The organism is Massilia aurea (assembly GCF_024753205.1).
Lineage (GTDB): Bacteria > Pseudomonadota > Gammaproteobacteria > Burkholderiales > Burkholderiaceae_D > Telluria > Telluria aurea.
In genome coordinates, this window is record NZ_JANUGZ010000003.1 from 400,583 (window position 1) to 422,747 (window position 22,165).

General features: G+C 62.1%; 16 protein-coding genes and 2 tRNA genes. 10 read left to right on the plus strand and 8 right to left on the minus strand.

Features of this window, described 5'->3' with window-relative positions; translation table 11 throughout:
* Positions 1-389 precede the first annotated feature (389 nt).
* Genes NX775_RS12425 through NX775_RS12435 form a run of 3 tightly spaced genes read left to right on the plus strand, consistent with a single transcriptional unit; the run spans position 390 to position 2,165 of the window.
* Positions 390-566, plus strand: coding sequence for a DUF3606 domain-containing protein (locus NX775_RS12425; protein ID WP_258836295.1), 177 nt, complete (start codon positions 390-392; stop codon positions 564-566).
* Complete coding sequence (locus tag NX775_RS12430) at positions 566-1,429, plus strand: oxidoreductase (RefSeq protein WP_258836296.1); 864 nt, start codon at positions 566-568, stop codon at positions 1,427-1,429. Before NX775_RS12425 ends, NX775_RS12430 begins: the two co-directional genes overlap by 1 nt.
* A 49-nt stretch (positions 1,430-1,478) precedes the next feature.
* Positions 1,479-2,165, plus strand: a complete 687-nt coding sequence (locus NX775_RS12435; protein WP_258836297.1) for a dihydrofolate reductase family protein — start codon at positions 1,479-1,481, stop codon at positions 2,163-2,165.
* Between the two features lie 608 nt (positions 2,166-2,773).
* Here NX775_RS12435 and NX775_RS12440 read toward each other — a convergent pair.
* A tRNA-Ser gene (locus NX775_RS12440) sits at positions 2,774-2,864 on the minus strand.
* A gap of 169 nt (positions 2,865-3,033) precedes the next feature.
* Here NX775_RS12440 and NX775_RS12445 point away from each other — a divergent pair.
* Positions 3,034-5,745, plus strand: a complete 2,712-nt coding sequence (locus tag NX775_RS12445) for a polysaccharide deacetylase family protein (protein WP_258836298.1) — start codon at positions 3,034-3,036, stop codon at positions 5,743-5,745.
* A gap of 91 nt (positions 5,746-5,836) precedes the next feature.
* On the opposite strand, the gene acs is transcribed toward NX775_RS12445, so the two are convergent.
* Entirely contained in the window at positions 5,837-7,837 is a 2,001-nt protein-coding gene (gene acs, locus NX775_RS12450; protein ID WP_258836299.1) for an acetate--CoA ligase, read from the minus strand.
* A gap of 230 nt (positions 7,838-8,067) precedes the next feature.
* Between acs and NX775_RS12455 the strand changes: the two genes are divergently transcribed.
* The 6 genes from NX775_RS12455 to NX775_RS24170 all read left to right on the plus strand — a co-directional run bounded on the left by NX775_RS12455 (position 8,068) and on the right by NX775_RS24170 (position 12,528).
* Positions 8,068-8,676, plus strand: a complete 609-nt coding sequence (locus NX775_RS12455; protein ID WP_258836300.1) for a TIGR00645 family protein — start codon at positions 8,068-8,070, stop codon at positions 8,674-8,676.
* A 34-nt stretch (positions 8,677-8,710) separates the two neighbouring features.
* Positions 8,711-10,246: a fumarate hydratase gene (locus NX775_RS12460; protein WP_183549636.1), complete on the plus strand. Its 1,536-nt coding sequence runs from the start codon at positions 8,711-8,713 to the stop codon at positions 10,244-10,246.
* A gap of 17 nt (positions 10,247-10,263) precedes the next feature.
* Positions 10,264-11,139 (plus strand): glutamate racemase, encoded by an 876-nt coding sequence (gene murI, locus NX775_RS12465; protein WP_258836301.1) that lies wholly within the window; start codon positions 10,264-10,266, stop codon positions 11,137-11,139.
* Positions 11,140-11,215: 76 nt separating this feature from the next.
* A tRNA-His gene (locus NX775_RS12470) sits at positions 11,216-11,291 on the plus strand.
* 467 nt (positions 11,292-11,758) lie between these two features.
* Positions 11,759-12,196, plus strand: coding sequence for a BPSL0067 family protein (locus tag NX775_RS24165; RefSeq protein ID WP_370660579.1), 438 nt, complete (start codon positions 11,759-11,761; stop codon positions 12,194-12,196).
* Complete coding sequence (locus tag NX775_RS24170) at positions 12,193-12,528, plus strand: STY0301 family protein (protein WP_370660580.1); 336 nt, start codon at positions 12,193-12,195, stop codon at positions 12,526-12,528. Before NX775_RS24165 ends, NX775_RS24170 begins: the two co-directional genes overlap by 4 nt.
* 215 nt (positions 12,529-12,743) lie before the next feature.
* On the opposite strand, the gene NX775_RS12475 is transcribed toward NX775_RS24170, so the two are convergent.
* The 6 genes from NX775_RS12475 to NX775_RS12500 all read right to left on the minus strand — a co-directional run bounded on the left by NX775_RS12475 (position 12,744) and on the right by NX775_RS12500 (position 21,902).
* Positions 12,744-13,448: a hypothetical protein gene (locus NX775_RS12475; protein ID WP_258836302.1), complete on the minus strand. Its 705-nt coding sequence runs from the start codon at positions 13,446-13,448 to the stop codon at positions 12,744-12,746.
* Between the two features lie 34 nt (positions 13,449-13,482).
* Positions 13,483-14,553 (minus strand): hypothetical protein, encoded by a 1,071-nt coding sequence (locus tag NX775_RS12480; RefSeq protein WP_258836303.1) that lies wholly within the window; start codon positions 14,551-14,553, stop codon positions 13,483-13,485.
* A 175-nt stretch (positions 14,554-14,728) separates the two neighbouring features.
* Entirely contained in the window at positions 14,729-18,451 is a 3,723-nt protein-coding gene (locus NX775_RS12485) for a tubulin-like doman-containing protein (RefSeq protein WP_258836304.1), read from the minus strand.
* A 25-nt stretch (positions 18,452-18,476) separates the two neighbouring features.
* On the minus strand, positions 18,477-18,914 hold the full coding sequence (locus NX775_RS12490; RefSeq protein ID WP_258836305.1) for a hypothetical protein: 438 nt from the start codon (positions 18,912-18,914) through the stop codon (positions 18,477-18,479).
* A gap of 40 nt (positions 18,915-18,954) precedes the next feature.
* Positions 18,955-20,433 (minus strand): hypothetical protein, encoded by a 1,479-nt coding sequence (locus tag NX775_RS12495; protein ID WP_258836306.1) that lies wholly within the window; start codon positions 20,431-20,433, stop codon positions 18,955-18,957.
* On the minus strand, positions 20,430-21,902 hold the full coding sequence (locus tag NX775_RS12500; protein ID WP_258836307.1) for a hypothetical protein: 1,473 nt from the start codon (positions 21,900-21,902) through the stop codon (positions 20,430-20,432). Before NX775_RS12500 ends, NX775_RS12495 begins: the two co-directional genes overlap by 4 nt.
* Between the last annotated feature and the right edge of the window lie 263 nt (positions 21,903-22,165).

Below are 22,165 nucleotides of genomic sequence, written 5' to 3' on the forward strand. Positions count from 1 at the left end.
GGAAAATCGACGTTGATGACGGGGAGTGGCATTGCCCGAGCTCTCCGTCGCCCAGGCAATGAAACTTTGGTAGATTTTGATCAATTTTTATTTCTTGTAAAATATTTTAGCAGATTCTTGGTGTGCCAAATCAATATTCATATTGCAATTTTTATTGCCGTTCATGAACCCACGAAGTTCTTCAAGCTAGGCATCGGGCAAATCGCGGTTACCACTGGTGCACATTGGACGAATTGCATAAAACAGTGGACGAACTGCATGCCGTGAAAACAACAGACAGGAAGCACTGCGTTATCGCGACGGCATGCATGTTGTTAAGCGGTTCGTGAAATCACGCACTGACTCAGTACGCCCTGGCCGCGCATCCTGCAGTTTTTGAGGAGATACCCATGTCAGATAATCTTTCGAACAAAGGCAACCCGGACCGCAACCTCATCAGCCTCACCGAGGCCCATGAGGTTCGCTATTGGACTGAAGCTCTGGGCATCAGTAAAGAAGAGCTGGAGCGCGTGGTTGGCCAGGTGGGCAACAGTGCAGCCAAGGTGCGCGAGCACTTGAACAAGTGATGCAGGGCTTTTCCGAGCAAGACAACACGCCGGTCTGGTTCATCACCGGCTGTTCCACCGGCCTGGGTCGGGCTCTGGCTGAACTGATCGTTCAGCGCGGTTGGCGCGTGGTCGTCACCGCGCGCGACCAGAGCGCCATCGCAGACATCGAACGCAGCGCACCGGATCGCGTGCTCGCACTGTCTCTGGATGTCACGCGTCCTGCAGACATCGATGCAGCCGTTGCCGCGATGCGCGAACGCTTCGGACGCATCGATGTCCTGGTCAACAACGCCGGCTATGGCTACCAGAGCACTGTCGAAGAAGGTGAAGAGGCAGAAATTCGTGCGCAGTTCGATACGAATGTCTTCGGCCTGTTTGCCATGACGCGGGCGGTCCTTCCCTTGATGCGCGAGCAGCGCAAGGGCAACATCATCAATATCACCTCGGTTGCTGGTCTCATCGGTTATCCGGGGTCTGGCTACTATGCCGCATCCAAGCATGCGGTTGAGGGCTGGTCAGACGCGCTGCGCGCCGAGGTGCTTCCGCTGGGAATTGGCGTCACGTGCGTCGAGCCCGGGCCATTTCGCACGGATTGGGCGGGCCGCTCCTTGCGTCAGACAACGAGTGGGATTGCCGATTACGCCGATACGGCGGCAAAGCGCTTGGCTGTGACCAAAGAAACCAGCGGCGCGCAGGCCGGTGACCCGGTAAAGGCCGCGCAGGCGATGGTCACCATTGCAAATGGCGCCGATGCACCACGACATCTCGTGCTGGGCGCCTGGGGCTTCGATGCGGTTGTTGAGCGCCTGGAAGAACGCGTTCGCGACATCTCGATGCAACGCGATCTGAGCTTGTCGGCCGACTTTAATGACGAGGCATGATCCTTTTAATTGACGAGCAATTTGCTGATGTCTCGTTCTGGAGAATTTGATGAAACCCTATGTTATTTGCCACATGATGTCCTCCATCGACGGCCATGCACTGACCGATGGCTGGGATCGGCCCTTCAAGAAAGCCGCAGGCGACCTGTATGAAAAGTTGGCCGCGACGTTTGACTTCGATGGCTGGATTTGCGGCCGCACGACCATGGAAGAAATCGCGCATGGTGAAGGCTATCCGAAAGGGTTGGCGAAGGAGCCGATCCCACGTACGCCCTATTTCGCCAAGCGTGACGCGAAAACTTACGCCATTGCGATCGACGGCCACGGCAAGGTTGCATGGAAGAGCAATGAGGCACTCGACTCGCACGTCGTCGCGGTTCTGACGGAAGCCGTGTCGGATGACTATCTGGCCTATCTGCAATCGATCCAAGTCTCCTATTTTTTTGCAGGCAAAACCGATATCGATCTGGCGCAGGTCGTGCAAACCCTGGCCGATGAGCTGGGCACGAAGCGACTGATCGTCGAAGGTGGCCCGCACGTCAGCGGCTCCTTCGTCAATGCCGGTCTGGTCGATGAAGTCAGCGTGCTGATATTGCCTCTGGTCGATGGGCGTGGCCATCATCCCGCGTCGTTTGAAATTGACGAAGATTCCTGGAAGCAGCCGAGCTATCTGAAACTCGAATCGGCAGAGGTTCAGGATGGTGGCGGCGTGTGGCTGCGTTACAAGCGGTCGTGACGCGTTCGGCGCGCGAAGATCATTGATTAACGCGCGCGAGCGGTTCCTTGAACGCTTACGGGGGTACGCCTCCAAGTGGTGCTACGCCTGGCGGGCCTCCTGCCTGGCCCGCGATTCCCGGTGCGTCTGAATCGTGGAGCAAATAGATTCCGCAAGCAAGTTCTCCGAGCCTGTGACGTCGGCAACGAGAACAAACGGAACATATCGGCACCGCGGGCAATCACGCAGAAGGCGGTGATCAGCGCGATACACGGCGCAATCTGCAGCAGATTGTCGAATCGAAGCGCTGCAGCAAAACAAAGTAGCACCGATACCGATGCCAGCTTTTTTCACAGAATCGGGTAAATATCAGATTACGCACCAGATACGTGGCCAGGATGCCACCTACAAATACCGCTGCGAATCGAAGACTCATTCGATCAGCCAACCTTCGGTGATCGCTGCGACCGAGACAAGCAGCAAGAGCAAACCTGGACCACCGACGGAACCAGCGACGCCAAGGGCTCGGCTGTTGGAGTGACATTAAAAACAGCTCAATCAGCCATGTGGGTAGAGATGTGGGCAGACCGAATTGAAAAAGCCCCTTCATAGGAGCTTTTTAGTGTTTTTGGCGGAGAGAGGGGGATTCGAACCCCCGGTAGGCTATGAACCTACACACGCTTTCCAGGCGTGCGACTTAAACCACTCATCCATCTCTCCTGATGGTCGACGTGTACGTTCCACGAAGCCGCTCATTATAACAACAATTCCTGGTAGTACAAGACCGACCTGACAACGGTCGGGCAAGCCCCTTCCCCCCAACCACCCGCGAATGGTATCGTTCCCGGCTGGCCTGCCCATCCGGCACGCTACCCGCAACGGATACGTCGTGAAACGCACATCACTTTATCTCATCATCTTCGCCGTGGCCGCAGCTGGCGCCGGCGCCGGCTCCTGGCTCGCGAACCGCACCCCGACCGGGGCACAGGAAACGAAGCCTGCCCCCGCAACCGCAACCGCAACCGCCACCAGCACGCAAGACGCCAGCGCCATCGCAACCGAGCTGCGCGCCATGCTCGACGCCTACCGCAAGATCATCGTGCTGACCCACGATGAGGCCACGCTGCCCGCCGCCGAGCGCGCGCAGGCAAACCGCATCGGCCAGCAGCTGTTCCACGAAAACCAGGAACGCATCGGCCGCGTCGAGACCGCCCTGACCACGCTGATCGCGTCGAACAACCCACGCCGCTTCGACGCCATCAGCACCCTGCTCGACTATATCGAGTCGGGCGACGGTCTGTACGACGCTGACCGGCTGGCGTTTCGCGAAACCCTGCGCAGCCTGCAGGCGCAGATCGCCAGCGATTCATCGCTCGCCGCGATCAAGCTGCACAAGCGGATTTCGGAAGACCTCGACGCGCTGGCCGAGATCGAGCGCAATTATGAGAAGGAGATCCGCGCGATCTTCGGGCGCTACGATACCCGCGCGATCGAGCTGAAGCGCGAGAAGTGGGACAGCTACATCGCTTACCTGAAAAAGCTCTACACGCGCGAGCGCATCCTGAAGGAATACGGCGTCGTGCTGCCCTACCCCGCTGCGCCGGAACCAGAACCTGCTGCCCCAGAACCGGGCGCGCCGCCGCAGGCCGGGCGCGAAGGCGCCGAGATCTTCGGCAAGTCGCTTCCGAAAAAGACCGTGCTTCTCACCTTCGACGACGGCCCGCACCGCCGCTACAGCGAAGAAATCGCCGCGATCCTCAAGCAGTACAACGCGCCGGCGATCTTCTTCAACGTCGGGCGCAACCTGGGCGCGCTCGACGCGCAGGGTGCCGCCAAGCTGAGCGCCAATGCCCAGGTCAGTCGCAAGCTCAAGGACGCCGGCTACGTGCTGGCCAATCACAGCCTCACGCATGCGCAGTTATCGAAGCAGACGGGCGCGAAGCTCAAGTCCGAAATCCTCGATACCGATACGCTGCTCAAGGCCGTCGATCCGCAGCGCTCGTCGCTGTTTCGCTTTCCGTACGGCGCGCGTAATCGCGAGGGCATGCAATTGCTGGCCGATGCGCAGCTCACGTCGATGATGTGGAATATCGATTCGCTCGATTGGGCCGACCCGGTCCCGTCGTCGATCGCCGACCGCGTGCTGCGCAGCGTCGAGAAGGAAGGCCGCGGCATCATTCTGTTCCACGATATCCACGAGCGCACCGTCAAGGCGTTGCCGATGATTCTGGAACGCCTGGCGGCCGAGGGCTATCAATTTGCCGGTTGGGATGGTGCCAAGTTCCAAGTCGACAGCAAGGCAGCGCCCGCGCCGGCACCACGTGCGGCGGCCACCGGCTACGCCAATTCGTGGGCGATCCTGGTGGGCATCGACAATTATCCGAAGTGGCCGCGCCTGGAATATGCGGTGCGCGATGCCGAGGGCGTCGAGCGGCTGCTGGTGCAGAAGTTCGGCTTCGCGCAGGAACGCGTGATCACGTTGAAGAATGAGCAGGCCACACGCCAGGGCATCCTGGCCGCGTTCCACGATCGCCTGGCCCACGGCGGCTTGCAGCCGAACGACCGCGTGTTCGTGTTCTTCGCCGGGCACGGCGCCACGCGCAAGCTCAGTTCGGGGCGCGACCTTGGCTACATCGTGCCGTTTGACGCCGACCCGAACAACCTGGCCACCGATGCGATTCCGATGACCGAAATCCAGAACATCGCCGAGAGCCTGCCGGCCAAGCACGCGTTGTTCGTGATGGACGCCTGCTATAGCGGCCTTGGCCTGACACGCGGCGCGGCCAATGCGTCGTTCTTGCGCGATAACGCGCGCCGCCTGGGCCGGCAGATGCTGACGGCTGGCGGCACTGATCAGCTGGTGGCCGATGGCGGGCCAAATGGCCACTCGGTCTTTACCTGGACCCTGATGCAGGGCCTGGGCGGCAAGGGTGACCTGAATGGCGATGGCTTGATCACGGCCACCGAGCTGGCGGCGTATGTGGCGCCGGCCGTGTCGAGCGTGTCGCAGCAGACGCCCGCCTTTGGCAGCTTGCCGGGATCGGAAGGCGGCGACTTCGTGTTCGAGCTGCCCGAAGAAACCGAGTTCCTCACGGCCGGCACGGCGCAGTTGTCGAACGATGCGATTGCGCTCAATACGCGGCTCGATGCGCAGGCATCGAAGGCAACGGGCACCGTCGTGGTCAAGGATCTGCAGGGTGGCGAGACGCGGCTCAAGGCGCCGGCGGCGGTGCCGGTGTCAAGCCGGCAGCAGGCGCAGCGTGCCAACGATCTGGGGCTGCAGCTGTATCGGGAGAAGCAGTATGCGCAGGCCGAGGCGCAGTTTACCGAGGCGCTCAAGCTGCGGCCGGATTTTGCGCTGGCGGCGAACAATCTGGGCTTCGTGTTTTACAAGCAGGATCGTTTTGTCGAGGCGGCGCGCTGGTTTGAAAATACCGTCAAGATCGATCCGTCGCGGGCGATCGCGTATCGCAATCTGGGTGATGCGTATGTCAGGTCGAAGCAGCCGCAGAAAGCCAGGGCGGCGTTCACCACGTATCTCGAATTAGCGCCGACCGGTGCGGGTGCGACGTATGCGAAGGAGCAGTTGCAGAAGTTGTGATGGTGGTTCGCGTCATAAAAAATGCCCGTGTTCGCAATGCGACCACGGGCATTTTTTTCACCGGCCTGCAGGCCGGTGCAGACGCTTGCGATTACGCCGATTCTTTCAACTGCTCCAGAATCGCTGGATTTTCAAGCGTCGACACATCCTGCGTGATGTTCTCGCCCTTGGCCAGCACGCGCAGCAGGCGGCGCATGATCTTGCCTGAGCGGGTTTTTGGCAGATTGTCACCGAAGCGGATTTCCTTTGGCTTGGCGATCGGACCGATCTCCTTGCCCACCCACGCACGCAGTTCATTGGCGATTTTCTTGGCTTCTTCGCCCGTTGGCCGCGCGCCCTTGAGCACGACGAAGGCGCAGATCGATTCGCCCGTCGTGTCGTCCGGGCGCCCCACCACCGCCGCTTCGGCCACCAGCGAATTGGCCACCAGCGCCGATTCGATTTCCATCGTGCCCATGCGGTGACCCGAGACGTTCAGCACGTCGTCGATGCGGCCCGTGATCGTGAAGTTGCCCGTGTCCTTGTTGCGGATCGCGCCGTCGCCCGCCAGGTAGTATTTGCCACCCAGCTCATCCGGGAAATAACTGGTGCGGAACCGGTCCGGGTTGTTCCAGATGGTGCGGATCATTGACGGCCATGGGCGCTTCACGACCAGGATGCCGCCCTGCCCGTTCGGCACGTCGGCGCCGGCTTCATCGACAATCGCGGCCATGATGCCCGGCAGCGGCAGCGTGCACGAACCCGGCACCATCGGCGTCGCGCCCGGCAGTGGCGTGATCATGTGGCCGCCCGTTTCGGTCTGCCAGAAGGTGTCGACGATCGGGCAGCGTTCGCCGCCGACGTTCTTGTAGTACCACATCCAGGCTTCCGGATTGATCGGCTCGCCGACCGAACCCAGCAAACGCAGGCTCGACAGGTCCGAATTCTTCGGATGGACTTTCTCGTCCACGTCCGATGCCTTGATCAGCGAGCGGATCGCCGTTGGCGCCGTGTAGAAGATGCTGACCTTGTGCTTTTCGATCGTCTTCCAGAAGCGGCTGGCGTTCGGGAAGGTGGGCACGCCCTCGAACACGACCTGCGTGCCGCCGACGGCCAGCGGGCCATAGGCGATGTAGGTGTGGCCGGTGATCCAGCCGATGTCGGCGGTGCACCAGAAAACGTCGTCGGGCTTCAGGTCGAACGTCCACTTCATGGTCAGCGCGGCCCACAGCAGGTAGCCGCCGGTCGAGTGCTGCACGCCTTTCGGAGTGCCGGTCGAGCCGGACGTGTAGAGGATGAACAGCGGGTGCTCGGCGTCGACCCATTCCGGCTCGCAGTCGGCCGACTGGCCTTCGACCAGCTCGTGCAGCCACAGGTCACGCCCTTCCTGGAAGGCGACGTCGCCGCCGGTGCGCTTGTAGACGATGACGTCCTTGACCGTGTTGCAGCCGCCCATGCCAAGGGCTTCATCGACGATGGCTTTCAGCGGAAGCGATTTGCCCCCGCGCTGCTGCTCGTCGGCCGTGATGACCGCGACTGCGCCGGCGTCGATGATGCGCTCCTGCAGCGACTTGGCGGAGAAGCCGCCAAACACCACCGAGTGGGTCGCGCCGATACGGGCGCAGGCCTGCATCGCGCTGATGCCTTCGACCGACATCGACATGTAGATGATGACGCGGTCACCCTTCTTGATGCCGCGCGATTTGAGCGCGTTGGCGAATTTGCAGACGCGCTCGTGCAGCTCGCGGTAGGTCACGCGGTTGACGGCGCCGTCGTCGGCTTCGAAGATGATCGCGGTCTTGTCGGCGTTGCCGTTTTCAAGGTTGCGGTCGAGGCAGTTGTACGACGCATTGAGCTGGCCGTCGCCGAACCATTTGTAGAACGGTGCGTCGGACTCGTCGAGCGTGCTGGTGAATGGCTTGTGCCAGTCGAGGTTCTCGCGCGCCAGGCGGGCCCAGAAACCTTCGTAGTCGCTGGCGGCTTCGGCGCACAGCTTGTCGTAGGCAGCCATGCCGCTGACGGTGGCGTTGGCGGCAAAGTCGTGCGGCGGCTGGAATACGCGATGTTCTTGCAGGCCCTGGGATTGCTCCTGCGTCGTCTCGTTCTCGGACATGTCAGTCTCCATTCTAGTTAGTGGGTTATGCCGATACCATAGGGGCGCTCGCTTACTGAGCCCTTACACATCGCCCCGGCGACCAGGCGTTGGGCCAGCCTGCGCCGCCCGATTCATTCTAACGCCGTCCGTTGCAAAGCGGGCAAGTGCTCTGCCGACGCCACCGTAACGCCAACGCCGGTGTAAAATGCCGTGCTGAATTTTCTCGCATTTCCTGGAGTTCCATCCCGATGTCGTCTCTGCCCCCGAACCAGCCTTTTCGCAAGCTGTCACCCCTCAATTCGCTGATTTTCTCGAGCCGCTGGCTGCAACTGCCGCTCTACCTGGGCCTGATCCTGGCCCAGTGCGTCTACGTCTTTCACTTCTGGGTCGAACTCGTCGACCTGATCGGCGCCGCCATGGGCAACGCCGATTCGCTCAAACACATCATCGATGCCGTCAGCGTCCCGGGCGCTACTCGCCCTACCCGGCTCAATGAAACCATCATCATGCTGGTCGTGCTCGGTCTGATCGATGTGGTGATGATCTCGAACCTCTTGATCATGGTGATCATCGGGGGTTATGAGACGTTCGTGTCGCGCATGCATCTGGATGGTCACCCGGACCAGCCAGAATGGTTGTCGCACGTGAACGCGTCGGTCCTGAAGACCAAGCTGGCGATGGCGATCATCGGCATTTCGTCGATTCATCTGCTCAAGACCTTCATCAACGCGTCGTCATACGATGTGAAGACGCTGTTCTTCCAGACCCTGATCCACTTCGCGTTCCTGCTCTCGGCTATGGCGATTGCCTACACCGACCGCATCGTGATGAGCACGCACAACGACAAACACGCTTAAAACAAACATTCCTGGTACCCCTGAAAGAGCGAACATGGCAACCGTGATTACCCAAGACGACCTGATCGAATCGGTCGCGGCAGCACTGCAGTACATCAGCTACTACCACCCTGCGGATTACATCCAGCACCTGGCGCGCGCCTACGAGGCCGAGCAGAGCCCGGCCGCCAAGGATGCGATCGCCCAGATCCTGACCAATTCGCGCATGTGCGCCGAAGGCAAACGCCCGATCTGCCAGGACACCGGCATCGTCAACGTGTTCCTCAAAATCGGCATGGGCGTGCGCTTCGAGGGTTTCACGGGCACCGTCACGGACGCCGTCAATGAAGGCGTGCGCCGCGCCTACAACTTCGCCGACAACAAGCTGCGCGCCTCGATCGTGGCCGACCCGCATTTCGAGCGCAAGAACACCAAGGACAACACCCCGGCCGTGGTCCACATGGAGCTGGTCGAGGGCGAAACCGTCGACGTGAAAGTCGCGGCCAAGGGCGGCGGCTCGGAAAATAAAACCAAGTTCGTCATGCTCAACCCATCCGACTCGCTGGTCGACTGGGTGCTGAAAACCGTGCCGCTGATGGGCGCGGGCTGGTGCCCGCCGGGCATGCTCGGCATCGGTATCGGCGGTACCGCCGAAAAGGCGATGCTGATGGCCAAAGAGTCGCTGATGGAAGACATCGACATGTACGAGCTGCGCCAGCGCGGCCCGAACAACAAACTCGAAGAACTGCGCATCGAGCTGTGCGACAAGATCAACGCGCTGGGCATCGGCGCGCAGGGCCTGGGCGGCCTGACCACGGTGCTGGACGTGAAGATCAATATGTACCCGACACACGCGGCGTCGAAGCCCGTGGCGATGATCCCGAACTGCGCCGCCACGCGCCATGCGCACTTCGTGCTGGACGGCTCGGGCCCGGTCTACATCGAACCGCCTGCGCTGTCGAGCTGGCCTGATGTGAACTGGACGCCGGACACGCAGAAATCCAAGCGCGTCGACCTGAACACGCTGACCAAGGAAGAAGTCGCTTCGTGGCAACCGGGCCAGACGCTTCTGCTCAATGGCAAAATGCTGACGGGCCGCGACGCGGCGCACAAGCGCATCCAGGACATGCTGGCCAAGGGCGAATCGCTGCCGGTGGACTTCACCAACCGCGTGATCTATTACGTCGGCCCGGTCGATCCGGTCGGCGACGAAGTGGTCGGCCCGGCTGGCCCGACCACCGCCACACGCATGGACAAGTTCACCGACATGATGCTTGAGCAGACCGGCCTGATCTCGATGATCGGCAAGGCCGAGCGCGGCCCGGCCGCCATCGAGTCGATCAAGAAGCACCAGTCGGCCTATCTGATGGCGGTCGGCGGCTCGGCGTACCTGGTCTCGAAAGCGATCAAGTCGGCGACCGTCGTCGGCTTTGCGGACCTGGGCATGGAAGCGATCTACGAGTTCGACGTGACCGACATGCCAGTGACCGTCGCCGTCGATTCGACCGGCACGTCGGTCCACACGACCGGCCCGAAGGAATGGTCGGCCAAGATCGAATCGCTGCGCGGCGTGCCGATCAACGTCGCATAACACCTCTCCCCTTCAGCATGGTCTCCACCACGCTTTCCCACGACGCCCCGGTCGGCATGTTCGACTCGGGCGTCGGCGGTCTCTCGGTGCTGCGCCACATCCAGGCGCAGCTGCCGCATGAACACCTGTTGTATGTCGCCGATTCCGGCTATGCGCCGTATGGCGACAAGCCGGAGTCGCTCGTCATTGCGCGTGTGCTGGCGATTGCTGATTTTCTGATTGCGCAAGGCGCCAAGGCGATCGTCGTGGCATGCAATACGGCCACCGTGGCGGCGGTGCGCGTGCTGCGTGAGACGCATCCGGGCATGCCGGTTGTCGGCGTGGAGCCGGGGTTGAAGCCGGCTGCTGCACTCACCCGCATTGGCAAGGTGGGCGTGCTGGCGACGGCGCGCACGCTGCAAGGCGCAAAGTTCTTGCTGCTGCGCGACCAGATCCATCGTGAGACCGGCGTGGATTTCTTGCTGCAGCCGTGCGTGGGCCTGGTGGACCAGATCGAACTGGGCGAGCTGGACTCCAGCGCCATGATGGCCACGCTGGACCGCTTCATTGCGCCGCTACTGGCGCAGGATGCCGATACGCTGGTGCTGGGCTGCACGCACTATCCGCTGGTGCGTGGGGCGATCGAGCGGTTGCTGGGTAGCTCTGGACATGGTGACGTGGCGCTGGTGGATACGGGGGATGCCGTGGCGCGGCAACTGGCACGCTTGCTCGTGGCTGGTGGGTTGGCGCGGACTGTTGGTTTGGATGCGCTGCCAGCTGGGCTAACAGGCTACACGACAGCCAGTGCGGTGGCGCTGACGGCGGCGTTTCGCAGCCTGCTGGGGATCGATCCGCCCGTGTACGCGGTCAACATTGCCGAGCCGCAAGCGCCCTCTGCTTCGACATGCAATTAAATTTGCAAGCACGGGCTAAAGTTTATATAATCTTGTTCTGTCGCGGAAACAACGAGACAGATGTAGTAGTTCAGTGGTGGCTGTAGCTCAGTTGGTAGAGTCCAGGATTGTGATTCCTGTTGTCGTGGGTTCGAGCCCCATCAGCCACCCCACAGAATGCAAGTAAAAAGCCCAGTCTTCGGACTGGGCTTTTTGCGTTCTGATCGGAGCAAAAGCCGGGGTCAGGTCTGACATTCGGACACGACCTCAAGATTGAGCCTGTAGTCCTTCCTGCACGGCATCGAAACTCTTTGCTCAGCAAACTTCCTAGGCTCTTGCTGCTATGTTAAGCGTGAGCTCGTGTCCGAATTTGATACCTGACCCCGGCTTCCCTGGCTTCACACGGCAACGCGAGAACGTCGATCGAGTCGGCGCTGCGCTCCTGGATGGCAGTCACGTCGTCTTCGGTGAGTGCGGGTGCTCCCCCGTCCGGACAAGCGCCGCGCCATAAGCAAGCAAGTGTTTGCTGAGTTATCTCTGATCCGGGTAAGTCAACCTCACATCTCAAGCCCGCTGACCCACGCCAAAATCTGGTAGCGACTATAAATAGAAAATATCCCTAACTCAATTGGGAGGGGCTATGGCCTATTTCATCTATTCTGGGGACGTGGAAAAACTAAACGGTCGCGCACCATTTTCAGACGGCGAGTGTGTAGCACTTGTGCAGGCAACGACAAGTGTTGGGCATACGAGCCGATGGAGGCCAGGACCTCGCGTAGTCGACCTAAGCTATATGAATCCGGGAACGGTGATCGCGAACTTCGTATTCGACAAGCAGGGTAATGGGCGCTTTCCGAATCAGCATGGATACCATGCAGCTCTTTTCGTGGAACTTTGCGGGAGGGGCGTATCGAGCGCCAAAAAAAGGAATATACGTGTCATGGACCAATGGCGCACGCGCATCCCGAATACCGTCAGGCAGCGGGAAATCGTCGCGCGGGGCAAAAGTAAGGCCCAAGGAAGTGCCTATTCCGACTCAGATAACGCAGACCAGTTCTACGTGGTGGTTTCCAAATGAAGGCAGCACTGCTCGCAATTATCTTGGCTTCTGGCGCCGTGCAAGCAGAGGTAATCGACTGTCCTGCGAAGAATTCTGGAGCGCGACTCATCGGGGCCGGCATGTTTGAAGGTGATGGAAAACAGTACGAATTGATGGGTGAGCCGAAAATGGTGCGCGGCGGCCACGATGTCAGATTCGGCTTCAGTGGTGGCGAGGTGAGGTGGATAGCCTGCTGGTACGAGCCCACTACCGCTCGCTGGTATCGCGTTAGCGCTTCCGCGAGACATTGCATACTCAAACAGCGAACAGTGGAGTCGCGCCAAGTGACAGCATCCGTCCAGTGCAAATGATTTTGCGCTTCTACTTCGGCCAGGCCCAAAAAAGTAGCGTCAGGTCAGAAAGATGGGGGCGGGTCCGACATTCAGACACGTGCCCTAGATTCATCCTGTTGTTCTTCCAATGAGGCAAACAATGTCTTTGCTAAGCCAAACTTTTCAGTCTTCGACGTTATGGTAAGCCTGAGCTCGTGTCCGAATGTCAGACCTGACCCCGGCTTTGGTTTAAGTCAGCGGCTGGCAATCATCACCTGCTCAACCCCATTCCATACCAACTGCGTATTCAAATCCCGCGACGCCGACAATTTGCCGTTGACGTACAAATTGGTCCGCAGCGCATACCTTCCCTGCGACGCATCCTTCGGCAACGTGATTTCAAACGAGTTTTCAAAGCGTCCGCCCGAGTTGTTGGTCAGCGCTTTGGAGCCTGATTTGAACTGCTTGCCATCCTGATCGAACACCACCAACTCTTCGCGCACTTGCATGACCGGTGTCGTCGCACCGTTCACCAGTTCAACGGTTGAGTTGACCACCACCGGTTTGCCACGCTGCACCGTGCTGGCATTTAGGCGTGGCTGGTACGACACCACTTGCGGCTCGGCTGGCAGGCGGCCGCGGGTGCGGATGAAGTCGTTGTCGACCTGGGCGGCGGTGCGGGTCTGACGTGATTGCGAGTTGATGGCCACGCAGCCCAGTGCGGCCACGATGCCACCGGCGGCGGCGCCCCTTGCTGCGCCGCGTTTGCCGTCCATCAGTGCGCCCAGCAGTGCGCCGGCTGCGGCGCCCATCAGTGCCGACGAGCCGACGGCGCACGGGTCCTGCTCGGCGGCGACGCCGCCTTGCGGGTACTGCGTTTGCGACATGCCGCTCTGGCCCGTGGTGGCGCAGCCGGATACCAGGCTCGTCAGCAACGTCAGCACAACGATCTTTTTCATTGGCGTTTTCATGGTTTTCCCTGATGAGACTGCATTATCTGATGGTGGTTTCTTCTTGCAGCATCTGGCGTTCGCGATCGCGGATCTGCTGCATCATGCTGTCGAGCTGCGGATTGTTCGGATCGGCACGACGTGCGCTTTCTACATAGGTTTTGGCGGCATCAAATTTTCGCTGCAACAGCGCCTGCTCAGCATCACGCAGGAACATCGTTGCCATCGACGTGCGCTGCGCTGCGCCCGCGTCTTGCGTACCTGACGCAGTCGGCGCGGTCGGCGCCCGCGGCGCAGCCGGCTCCTGCACCTGGCTTGGTGCGCGCGGAACCGGAACGGCGCCTGGCATGAAGACCTCGGCAGGCGGCGCCGGTTGGGCTGCAGCCGCAGCGGCGGCGTCCAGTGCGTCGACCTCCCATTTGAGCTGGTTCAGGCTGGGTTCATCGCGGTTCAGGCCCGTCAGTTTGGCCAGTGCGGCCCTTGCTTGCGCCTGATCACGTGCATCGAGCGCGCTGCGCACGTCAGCCAGCGCTGCCTTGATGGATTCCTGGGTCGCCTCCAGCCGGGTGCGCAAGGCTTCGGCCTCCGGCTTGTTTGAACACGCCGCCGTCAATTCGTTCAGTCCTGCGCGCGCACGACCAGGCCGGCTGTCTTGCAGCAAGCCATCGATTGAACGGAAGTTGCGCTGGCAGGCGTTGTCGGTCTTTTCAGCTGCTGCAATCGCACGTTGTAAGGTGTTGACCTTGGCGCGTTCCTTGTCGCCGCATTCGGCGCTGGCCCGTAGCGCCTGGGTACGCGCGGCGGCGAGGTCGCCCGACGTGACCGCCTGGGTGCCCAGGTCGAAGGCAGATTCGCAGGCGTTTTCCTCGATCACCGGCTTGTCCCCGGAACCCACGTTGTAGAGCACGACCAGCAGCAGTGCGATCCCGCCGGCAATCCACTTGCCCTTCCCGCCTTTGCGCGTTGCAGGCGGTATCGGCGCGCGATCGGCTGCAGAACGGAAAGGCGCTGCGGGCGCAGATGGCGGCGGCACGGCAGCAGCAGGCGGGACGCTTGCCGCCGGCGCGGCAGCAGATTGCGGCGTTACGACAGGCGCAGCTGGAGCGGGAGGCACAGGCACGCTCGGCGGCGCTGGTACCGCAGCAACCGAAGCAGGAGCAGCGACAGGAGCAGCACCCTGCCCCACCTTGCGCACCGCCCCATCCACCCCTTCACCACAGAATGGACAGAATGCCACCTCACCCTGCAGCGTCGCGCTGCAGCCAGAACACTGTTTCAAAGTCTCGTCCTCACAGCATCGGTGGCAACGGCGGCGGCGAGGCCGGCGCCCCGAACAGCATCGTCAATTCCGGCAACTGCCCCAGCTCACCCCACGCTGCAAGGCCCACGCGCCACACCTTCGTACCAGCGACCACGACCTGTCCCGCCTGCACCATCTGCGCGATCTGCTGCGGGGTGTACGGGCCGAACTGCTGCCCGCCAATGCCCAGATGATATTGATGCTCGACGAGCGGTGGCGGCATACCCAGTGGCGGTGGCGTCGCACCCAGCGGCGGCGGCATGCCAGGCATGCCCGGCGCGCCCGCCGGGAACGTGGCAGCTGGCGCAGTAGCCTGCGGGGCCAGCAAGGCGTCTAACTTGCCAGCATTGAACGCATCCGGCTTGATCACGTATTTCAGGCGCAGATGGCCGTCCTCGCCCGGCTCGCGCACTTCCCAGTCATACGCGTCTTCATCGGAATCCGGCACGACGCTCGCCCACTCCGTCAGCACCTCGAGCAGTTGCTCGTCGGCGCGGTCGATGTCGCGCTGGCTCATCCCCTTGCGGCGCGCCTTCTCGGCCAGCTCGCGCTTGGCTTCGCCGGCAATCGCGCTGGCAAAGCCCTTGCGATCATCCTGCGCGCCGGTCGCGTCTTCCACCAGTTTTGGCGTGTAGACGGCCGTCTCGTAATAGCTGGCCAGCGCCGCCAGCGCGACGGTCTGACTCGCGTCGAGTTCAGCCAGACGTTCCTGCACCCGCTCGACAATGGCGTCGCGGTAGGTGGCCGGCAAGCCATTCTGGCGAATCGCCCGTTCGTTGCCGATGCGGCGCACGTCGCCGCGCGCGACGGCAAACTGGTACTGTCCGCGCGGGATGACGCGTTGGGTCGAGCGGGTCAGGATGCCCAGCATGATCGCCTGCAGGTACTGCTTGAAGTCTTCGGCCAGGCGGTTGATCTCGTCAGTCGTCGGCGCCATCGGATGGCTGAACTGGGTCGAGTCGATGTGCGTGTGGGTCGGGTTCTTTTCGGCTTCCTTGCGGTAGCTGGTACGCCACCCTTCCATGCCGCGCAGCACCGTCATCGGGATACCGGACAGTTCGCAGTAGCAGACGGCGCGGCCCGGCACGCCGGTCTCGACGATCGACAATTGCGCCGCGGTGATATTGGCCTGGGTCGGCACACAGGTATTGAGCTCGGCGCCAAACAGGCGTTTAAAACGGTCGGCATTGGCCACGCCCACGAAGCATTTGAACTGGTCGGCCTTCACGGTGAAGTCGCCCGACAGGTTCGCATCGATCCATGGCATCGCGCAGGCCAGCAGTTTGCGGAAGCGGTCCATCCGTTCGGCCGGGTTCATCTGTTCCAGCGCCTCGATCAACGGATCGTGGTCGACGTTGTCCGCGTCGCCCGCACCGGCCAGCGTCAACTGCCGCTCGGCCATCCGTTTTACTTTGTTGATGATCTCGCTGCGCTGGGCGGCGTCGCCCAGCATCGGGAACAGCACCTTCGAGCCGCCCAGGTCCTTGAACGCCTCGTCCGCCCATTCGCGCAGTTGCAGCGCGTTCGGCATCGGCACGTTGCGCTCGGCTACCGGCACCGTGATCAGGGTGGCGTGGTCCTTGTTCAGGTCTTGCTGGATGATGGCGTTGGCGTGCTGCAGCTGGCCCAGCATGGTCAGCACGGCTTCGCGGCCGGCTTGCAATTCGCCGACCAGGCCGTTCCAGATGGCGCGGCCCTGCGCGTCGACGCCGTTCTTCTTGCCCAGCCAGGCAGACAGGTCGGCCATCAGGATCGCCGCTTCGTCGGCCGCCTTGGCGCGCAGGTGGAACTTGAGCGCGTTGGCGATTTCGGTGCGCAGGTGGTCCAGCACCGTGACTGCCTGCTTTTCATTATTGCTGCTGAAGAAGCCGCCCCGGGTCTGTTCGAGGTTGGCCAGCAGGCGTTCGTATTCGCGGGTACGCACCGCTTCCTTGATTTCGCGATAACGCTCGCTGTTGAGCTTGAGTGCGCTGATCAGGCCGGTGCCCGGTGCTTCGAGCCGGTCCTTGATCTGCTCGACCAGCGACAGCACGTATTCGAGGCCGCCGAAATCCTTGTTGTCGAGGTAGGCGTAGAGCTGGTCGCGGATCGCGTGCTTGATGCGTTCCAGCACCTCGCGCCGGCGTTTGACCACGCGGTCTTCGGTCGTATCGGCGGTGGAATCCTGGTCGCGCACCGAGTCGCGCTCGAGCTGCTGGACGGTTTCGCGCACCTGCGTCGGCCACTCGGCGCGATCGAAGCCGGTACGGATGCTGTCGATGCGTGCGTTGACGCGCTGCTCGACGCCGGCCAGCAGCAGGCCGTGCTTGTCCTGCAGCAGGTCGTCGACGAGGGCGTAATCGAGGAACTCGCCGCTCGAGCGTTTCAGCTCGACGTTGCGGTCGGAGAAGGTCGGGAAATCGCTGAACGGCGCGGCGCGCAGCGCCATCTGGGCCGCCATGAATTCGTCGCGCTGCTTGTCGGTGGCGCGGTTCACGCCGGTGTCGACGCCGCCCACGCCAAAGAAGGCCTTGAGCATGGCGCCGGCCCAGCGGTGCGCGCGCTCTTCGCGCCGCGCTTCCTGGCGCGTGTCGAGCACGGCCTGGCCAAACGACGAGAAGCGCTTCGAGTACGACAGGCGCATGTCGGCAAAGCGGTTCTTCGGCACCAGCGCGTCGTGCAGGAAGTTCTTGTGCTGCGCCTGGTTCACGGCCACCGAGCGCTTGCGGCGCGCGAAGTCGCCCGAGGCAAAATCTTCGAACAGCGTGTCGGCCACCATGTGGTAGACATCCTTGACGTCATTCGTGTGCTGCTGGGCCAGGTTGCCCGAGTCGATCAGATAGACTTCGCTGTACGGTTCGCGCGGCAATTCCGGCTGATCGTAGGCATCCCAGCGGCCCACGTAGCCCTTGTTGCCGAGCATGGCCGATTCGAGTTCCATCAGCGCGGCGTAGCCGTTCGCTTCGGTGCGCTCCTTGTTGGCGCCCGCGTAGCCGGTCGGCAAGAACAGCATCAGTTCGACGTCGGCATTGCCCACTTCGGACTTGGCCAGCCAGCGCGCCAGCAGACCCATGTCGAGGAAGGCGCCGGAGCCGGTGCCGCCGGCAACCGAGCCCACGATGACGATGCGGAACTTCTCGGTTTCCATGCGCAGGCCCAGGCGCGCCAGCTGCTGCTCGTGCGACAGGCCGGCCTTGAGCGTCTTGAGCTTCAGGCGGATCTTGTCGCGGATCTTGGTGTACTTGTCAAACAGGTACAGGCGCGAGACGGCGCGGATCTGGCCCGCGCCCTTGGATGGGTCGATGCCCAGTTCACGGATTTTCTTCGGCGTCAGCGACAGCCATTCCTTGATGTGCGGGTATTTCTCGAGCGCGTCGTCGTCACGGCTGTACTTGTCCATGTCGAACGCTTCGACGATTTTCTCTTCGTCGGTGAACTTGACCTGGTCAAATTGCAGGTCTTCGGCCTGGGCGCGGCCGCTGTCGATGACGGCGCCCGTGTCGAGGTCGAACTGGATGAACTGCGCGACCGGAAATTCGGCCAGGCTGTCGACGCGAGTGCGCGCCCCGTTGCCGCCCCACAGGGTGTTGAGGATGCGGCGGCGCACACGCATCAGCACTTCCATGCCGGTGCCGCCGATGCCGATGAACAGCGTCGGGCGCAGGTCGATGCTCTGCTCCTGCTTGCGCTCGCCGGTGCCGGCGCCGATCGTTTGGTTCAGATTATCTGCCATGTCGCGTGGTTCCTGGTCTGGGTACTTATTTGCGGGAAGACAGCAGCATCAACACCAGCGCAATCAGGCCGATCAGCGTCAGTGGCCCGATGATCAGGGGCGCCATGAACTTCGGTGCATTGATTGCCGCCAGTACGACGCCGGTCGACAGGCTGGCCAAAAAGATGAACAGCCACCAGCCGGCCGCATTCGCCTTTCCCGGTTGAATACGTTTTGCCACCAGCGTGTTGGCGTAGGCATTTTTGGCAAAGAAGAACGCGATGAACAGCACCAGCAGCACGCCCCCGCCGATCAGCGCATCGCGCGACGACGTGTCGACATCGGTGGTCGCCGGCAGCGATTCGACCGTCTCGGGCGTTCCCGTTGCCGGGGTCGCCGGGGTCGCTGCCGCGGCTGGCGCCTGCCCGCCTTCGACCGGTGCCGGCAGGGCAAAGCCTGCGTTATCTTTTGCTTGCTGCGTCATGCCACGTTCTCCTGAATGGGATAAAGACTACTTGAATGGATTACGACGCGATGGTCAACGTCTGGCCCGGTTCGACCTGGACCACGCTCGGGCGGCCGAGCCCGCGCCGGATTTCGCCAACCGCGGCGCCGTCGTCGGCCTTGATCGCCAGCGACTTGAACGGCTTGAGCAGCACGTTGCGGCGCACGCCGTTGACCATGATCGGATAGCGCGTGGTTTTCATGGCCAGAAACGCGAGCGCGGCCAGCGCCAGCAGCAACGCCAGCACGCCGCCAACGATCACGAGCACGGGCGTCAATGGATATTGCACGCGTACGATCAGCGGCACCTGCGCCGTCGACGATTTCACACTGTCCGGCGGCACGAACATGTCCGACAGCGGATCGCCCGGGAACAGTTCCTGCATCTCGGTCTTGAACGATGCCGGCAGGGCCAGCCGTTGGTTGCTCAGGCCCAGGCTCACCGACATCGGCATGATCACTTGCTTGCCCATCGCCGCGATGGCCTGGCGCGACCAGGCCGACGGCACTTCTTCGAGCGGCAGCTTGAAGCTCACCTCGATCGACTGGCTGGCGCCCGGCGCGAGATTGCTCACGGCTGTCGGCGTCACCGTGAGCGGCGTCGTGCCGGCGCGCGTGCGCAACTGGCCATCGACGGTGGCCTGAGCAATCAGGTAGGGATAGAACAGGTTCTGCAACGATGCCTTCAGGCGCACTTGCGGAACGAGTTTATCGGCGTCCACATCGAGCACGACCGTGCGCTTGTCGGTGCCCATCGACGCCGTCATGTTCGGGGTATTTAGTACCGCCTGGGGCACGATGCGTACGCCGTCCTGGTCCACTGGTTTCAGACGCGCCGGCGGTTTCGTCAGGATGCTGGCAAGCCGGCCTTCGGCCACCATGCGGCCCAGCTCGTCGCCGGCTTCCTTGCCGTAGGCCAGCCCGTAGACCATCAAACCCTTGGCGGCAAAGAACTTGCCCTGCACTGGCATGCGCAGCGGGAACACGACGGTGCGCGTGATGGATGGCTCCAGGTGCAGCAACCGGTAGAACTCCAGATTGCGCGCCGCCGTGGCGGGATCGTTGCCGGGGCTGTTCTTGTTATTGGTGAAGATCCAGATGATGCCGGGGCGCGACTTGAACGTCTCACCGATCGTCTTGGTCACCGCTTCGCGAAAATCCGTGTCGGCCAGCGCGCTGGCGCTCTTGCGCGCAGGCGCGAGCGGCGCCAGCCAGCCGGCCACCTGGGCAGCGCCATCGCCCTGCCCCAGCAATTGCGGCGACACATTGCTGCCGCTGGACTGGCTGAACGCGAGCACCATGACCTTGTCGCCCGGGCGCGCGGCGGCATTGGCCACGGCGGCAATCAGCGGCTTGAACTGCGATTGCGGATCGGCGTAGAACGGCTCCATCCAGCCGGAATTCTGCACCAGGAACGCTTGCTGAATGGCCTGCGCCGGCACAGCGCACAGACCCAGGACGACGCTCGCGAGCGCCGCACACCACGCGCGCGGCATCATTGCTGGACGTCCCAGCCGAGGATGCGCTGCATGCCGGGGTGGTAGGCCCACAAGTAACCGTTGTGCAGGAAGAGGCGCAGTTCCCATGGTTTGCTGACCGCGATGGTGTGGAATACGATGTCGTTGTTCTCATCATCGTAGACCAGTTGTGCGCGCATGCGTTCAGCCGAATTGAGCAAGGTACCAAGGCCGGCCGTGCTGTCGATGCGCAGCCCCAGCACGGCGCTGCGCTCGCCCAGCTCGAGCAGTGGCACGACGACCGTGTTGGCCGCGCCGTCGTCGCCATGTTCCGGCTCGACCCACGGATCGGTTTTCAGCTTGGTGGCAAAGCGGTAATTGATGGTGCCCGAGCCGATGCGCGGATTGAGTGCGGCGACCTGTTCGTGCTCGTTGACGCCAAGGCGCACGTACACATAGCTGTCGAGGCGGCTGTCAAAGCACAACTGCCACAGAGAACCCGAGCGCGTTATGTGCGCGCTGCCGAATTCGAAATGCGGCGTGATGCCTTCCGGCCAGGCCAGGAACGTGGCCGCCACACTGCCGTCGGTCATTTTCTGCAGGCGCAACTGTCCTTCCGCGCAGGGCCAGACCGCAAGCCGGCCATAGGCGCACGGCGCACCCATCTCGCCCAGGTCCCAGCGGTCATCGACGCGCAGTGGCGGACCGGCCACGCCATGGGCGTCGGCAAAGACGAACTGCACCACGCCGTCTTCATGGCGGATCGGCGCCCAGACCTGATGATCGAACGCCACCGGCGCGCCCACGACCGGGGCGTTGCCGACGTAATCGATCCGGAACTGCAGCGCCGCGAAATCGGGCACCAGCATCGCCAGGCCATGTTCGGTGGGGATATACAGGCGGCTATTGAACGCGGCGGCCATCTCGGCGCGCCACGCATGGACGGGCAAATTGGATTCGGACAGCAGGCGCGTGCCGGTACCGAGCAACGGCTGCCATTTTTTCGACGCCGGCAGCCAGCCGAACAATGTGCCCTTGCCCGTATCCAGCGCGAGCAACACAGCGCCGACGGTGCCGAACGTGCCCGAGAAAAATTCGTACTCACCGGGCGGCGGCAGCGGCAATTCCATGTCGGCCATGCTGTCGGCGTCATGCCGGCGCAGGCGATCGACCGGCACGCTGTGGCGCGTACGCTTCAGGCCAACGGCTTCGGGCATCCCGGCATCGGTAATGGCCGATGCGCCGCTTGGCGCGATCCAGCTGGCGCCGCTCGGGGGATTGGGCGCCAGTTGCGCGCCGTCGACGGGCGAGAAATTGAAATCGGGGGGATACAGCGTTGACACACCGTGCGCACGGCGCATGTTCATGATGGCGGCAATATCTGCGGAACCCAATGAGGGGGCGATGGCATTACCCATCACCGTGCGATTCAGGCGAATCTCGCCATCGTTGGCTGCCACCGTCCAGCTGCCGGAAGCGAGTTCCCAATCAGCCGTTTTCTTATGATCCATCTTGTATTCCGAATTTCTCAAACACGATTACCCTTCAACTGTTTTCAATACGCTTAACCAATAATAAGCGCTTATCAAAAACATAAAGGGAGCGACACTATCTTACCTTTTTTTTGTCCAAGTGGAAACTCAGCGCGTACCTTTCCCGCTCTGCGCACAACATCCTGCGACGTCTGTAAATTGCGTGCAATTTCCGATGAAATCAGGCACGAATTGGGCACGGGCAAATTCAGGTAAACTGCCGCCACCGTGCTGTTGACCGC

What these genes read in the sequence shown, in the direction of transcription:
- NX775_RS12435 (WP_258836297.1), top strand. Translation starts at nt 1,479, where the DNA reads ATGAAACCCTATGTTATTTGCCACATGATGTCCTCCATCGACGGCCAT.
- murI (WP_258836301.1), top strand. Translation starts at nt 10,264, where the DNA reads ATGGTCTCCACCACGCTTTCCCACGACGCCCCGGTCGGCATGTTCGAC.
- NX775_RS24170 (WP_370660580.1), top strand. Translation starts at nt 12,193, where the DNA reads ATGAAGGCAGCACTGCTCGCAATTATCTTGGCTTCTGGCGCCGTGCAA.
- NX775_RS12425 (WP_258836295.1), top strand. Translation starts at nt 390, where the DNA reads ATGTCAGATAATCTTTCGAACAAAGGCAACCCGGACCGCAACCTCATC.
- NX775_RS12490 (WP_258836305.1), bottom strand. Translation starts at nt 18,914, where the DNA reads ATGACGCAGCAAGCAAAAGATAACGCAGGCTTTGCCCTGCCGGCACCG.
- NX775_RS12485 (WP_258836304.1), bottom strand. Translation starts at nt 18,451, where the DNA reads ATGGCAGATAATCTGAACCAAACGATCGGCGCCGGCACCGGCGAGCGC.
- NX775_RS12430 (WP_258836296.1), top strand. Translation starts at nt 566, where the DNA reads ATGCAGGGCTTTTCCGAGCAAGACAACACGCCGGTCTGGTTCATCACC.
- NX775_RS24165 (WP_370660579.1), top strand. Translation starts at nt 11,759, where the DNA reads ATGGCCTATTTCATCTATTCTGGGGACGTGGAAAAACTAAACGGTCGC.
- NX775_RS12455 (WP_258836300.1), top strand. Translation starts at nt 8,068, where the DNA reads ATGTCGTCTCTGCCCCCGAACCAGCCTTTTCGCAAGCTGTCACCCCTC.
- NX775_RS12500 (WP_258836307.1), bottom strand. Translation starts at nt 21,902, where the DNA reads ATGGATCATAAGAAAACGGCTGATTGGGAACTCGCTTCCGGCAGCTGG.
- NX775_RS12495 (WP_258836306.1), bottom strand. Translation starts at nt 20,433, where the DNA reads ATGATGCCGCGCGCGTGGTGTGCGGCGCTCGCGAGCGTCGTCCTGGGT.
- NX775_RS12460 (WP_183549636.1), top strand. Translation starts at nt 8,711, where the DNA reads ATGGCAACCGTGATTACCCAAGACGACCTGATCGAATCGGTCGCGGCA.
- acs (WP_258836299.1), bottom strand. Translation starts at nt 7,837, where the DNA reads ATGTCCGAGAACGAGACGACGCAGGAGCAATCCCAGGGCCTGCAAGAA.
- NX775_RS12475 (WP_258836302.1), bottom strand. Translation starts at nt 13,448, where the DNA reads ATGAAAAAGATCGTTGTGCTGACGTTGCTGACGAGCCTGGTATCCGGC.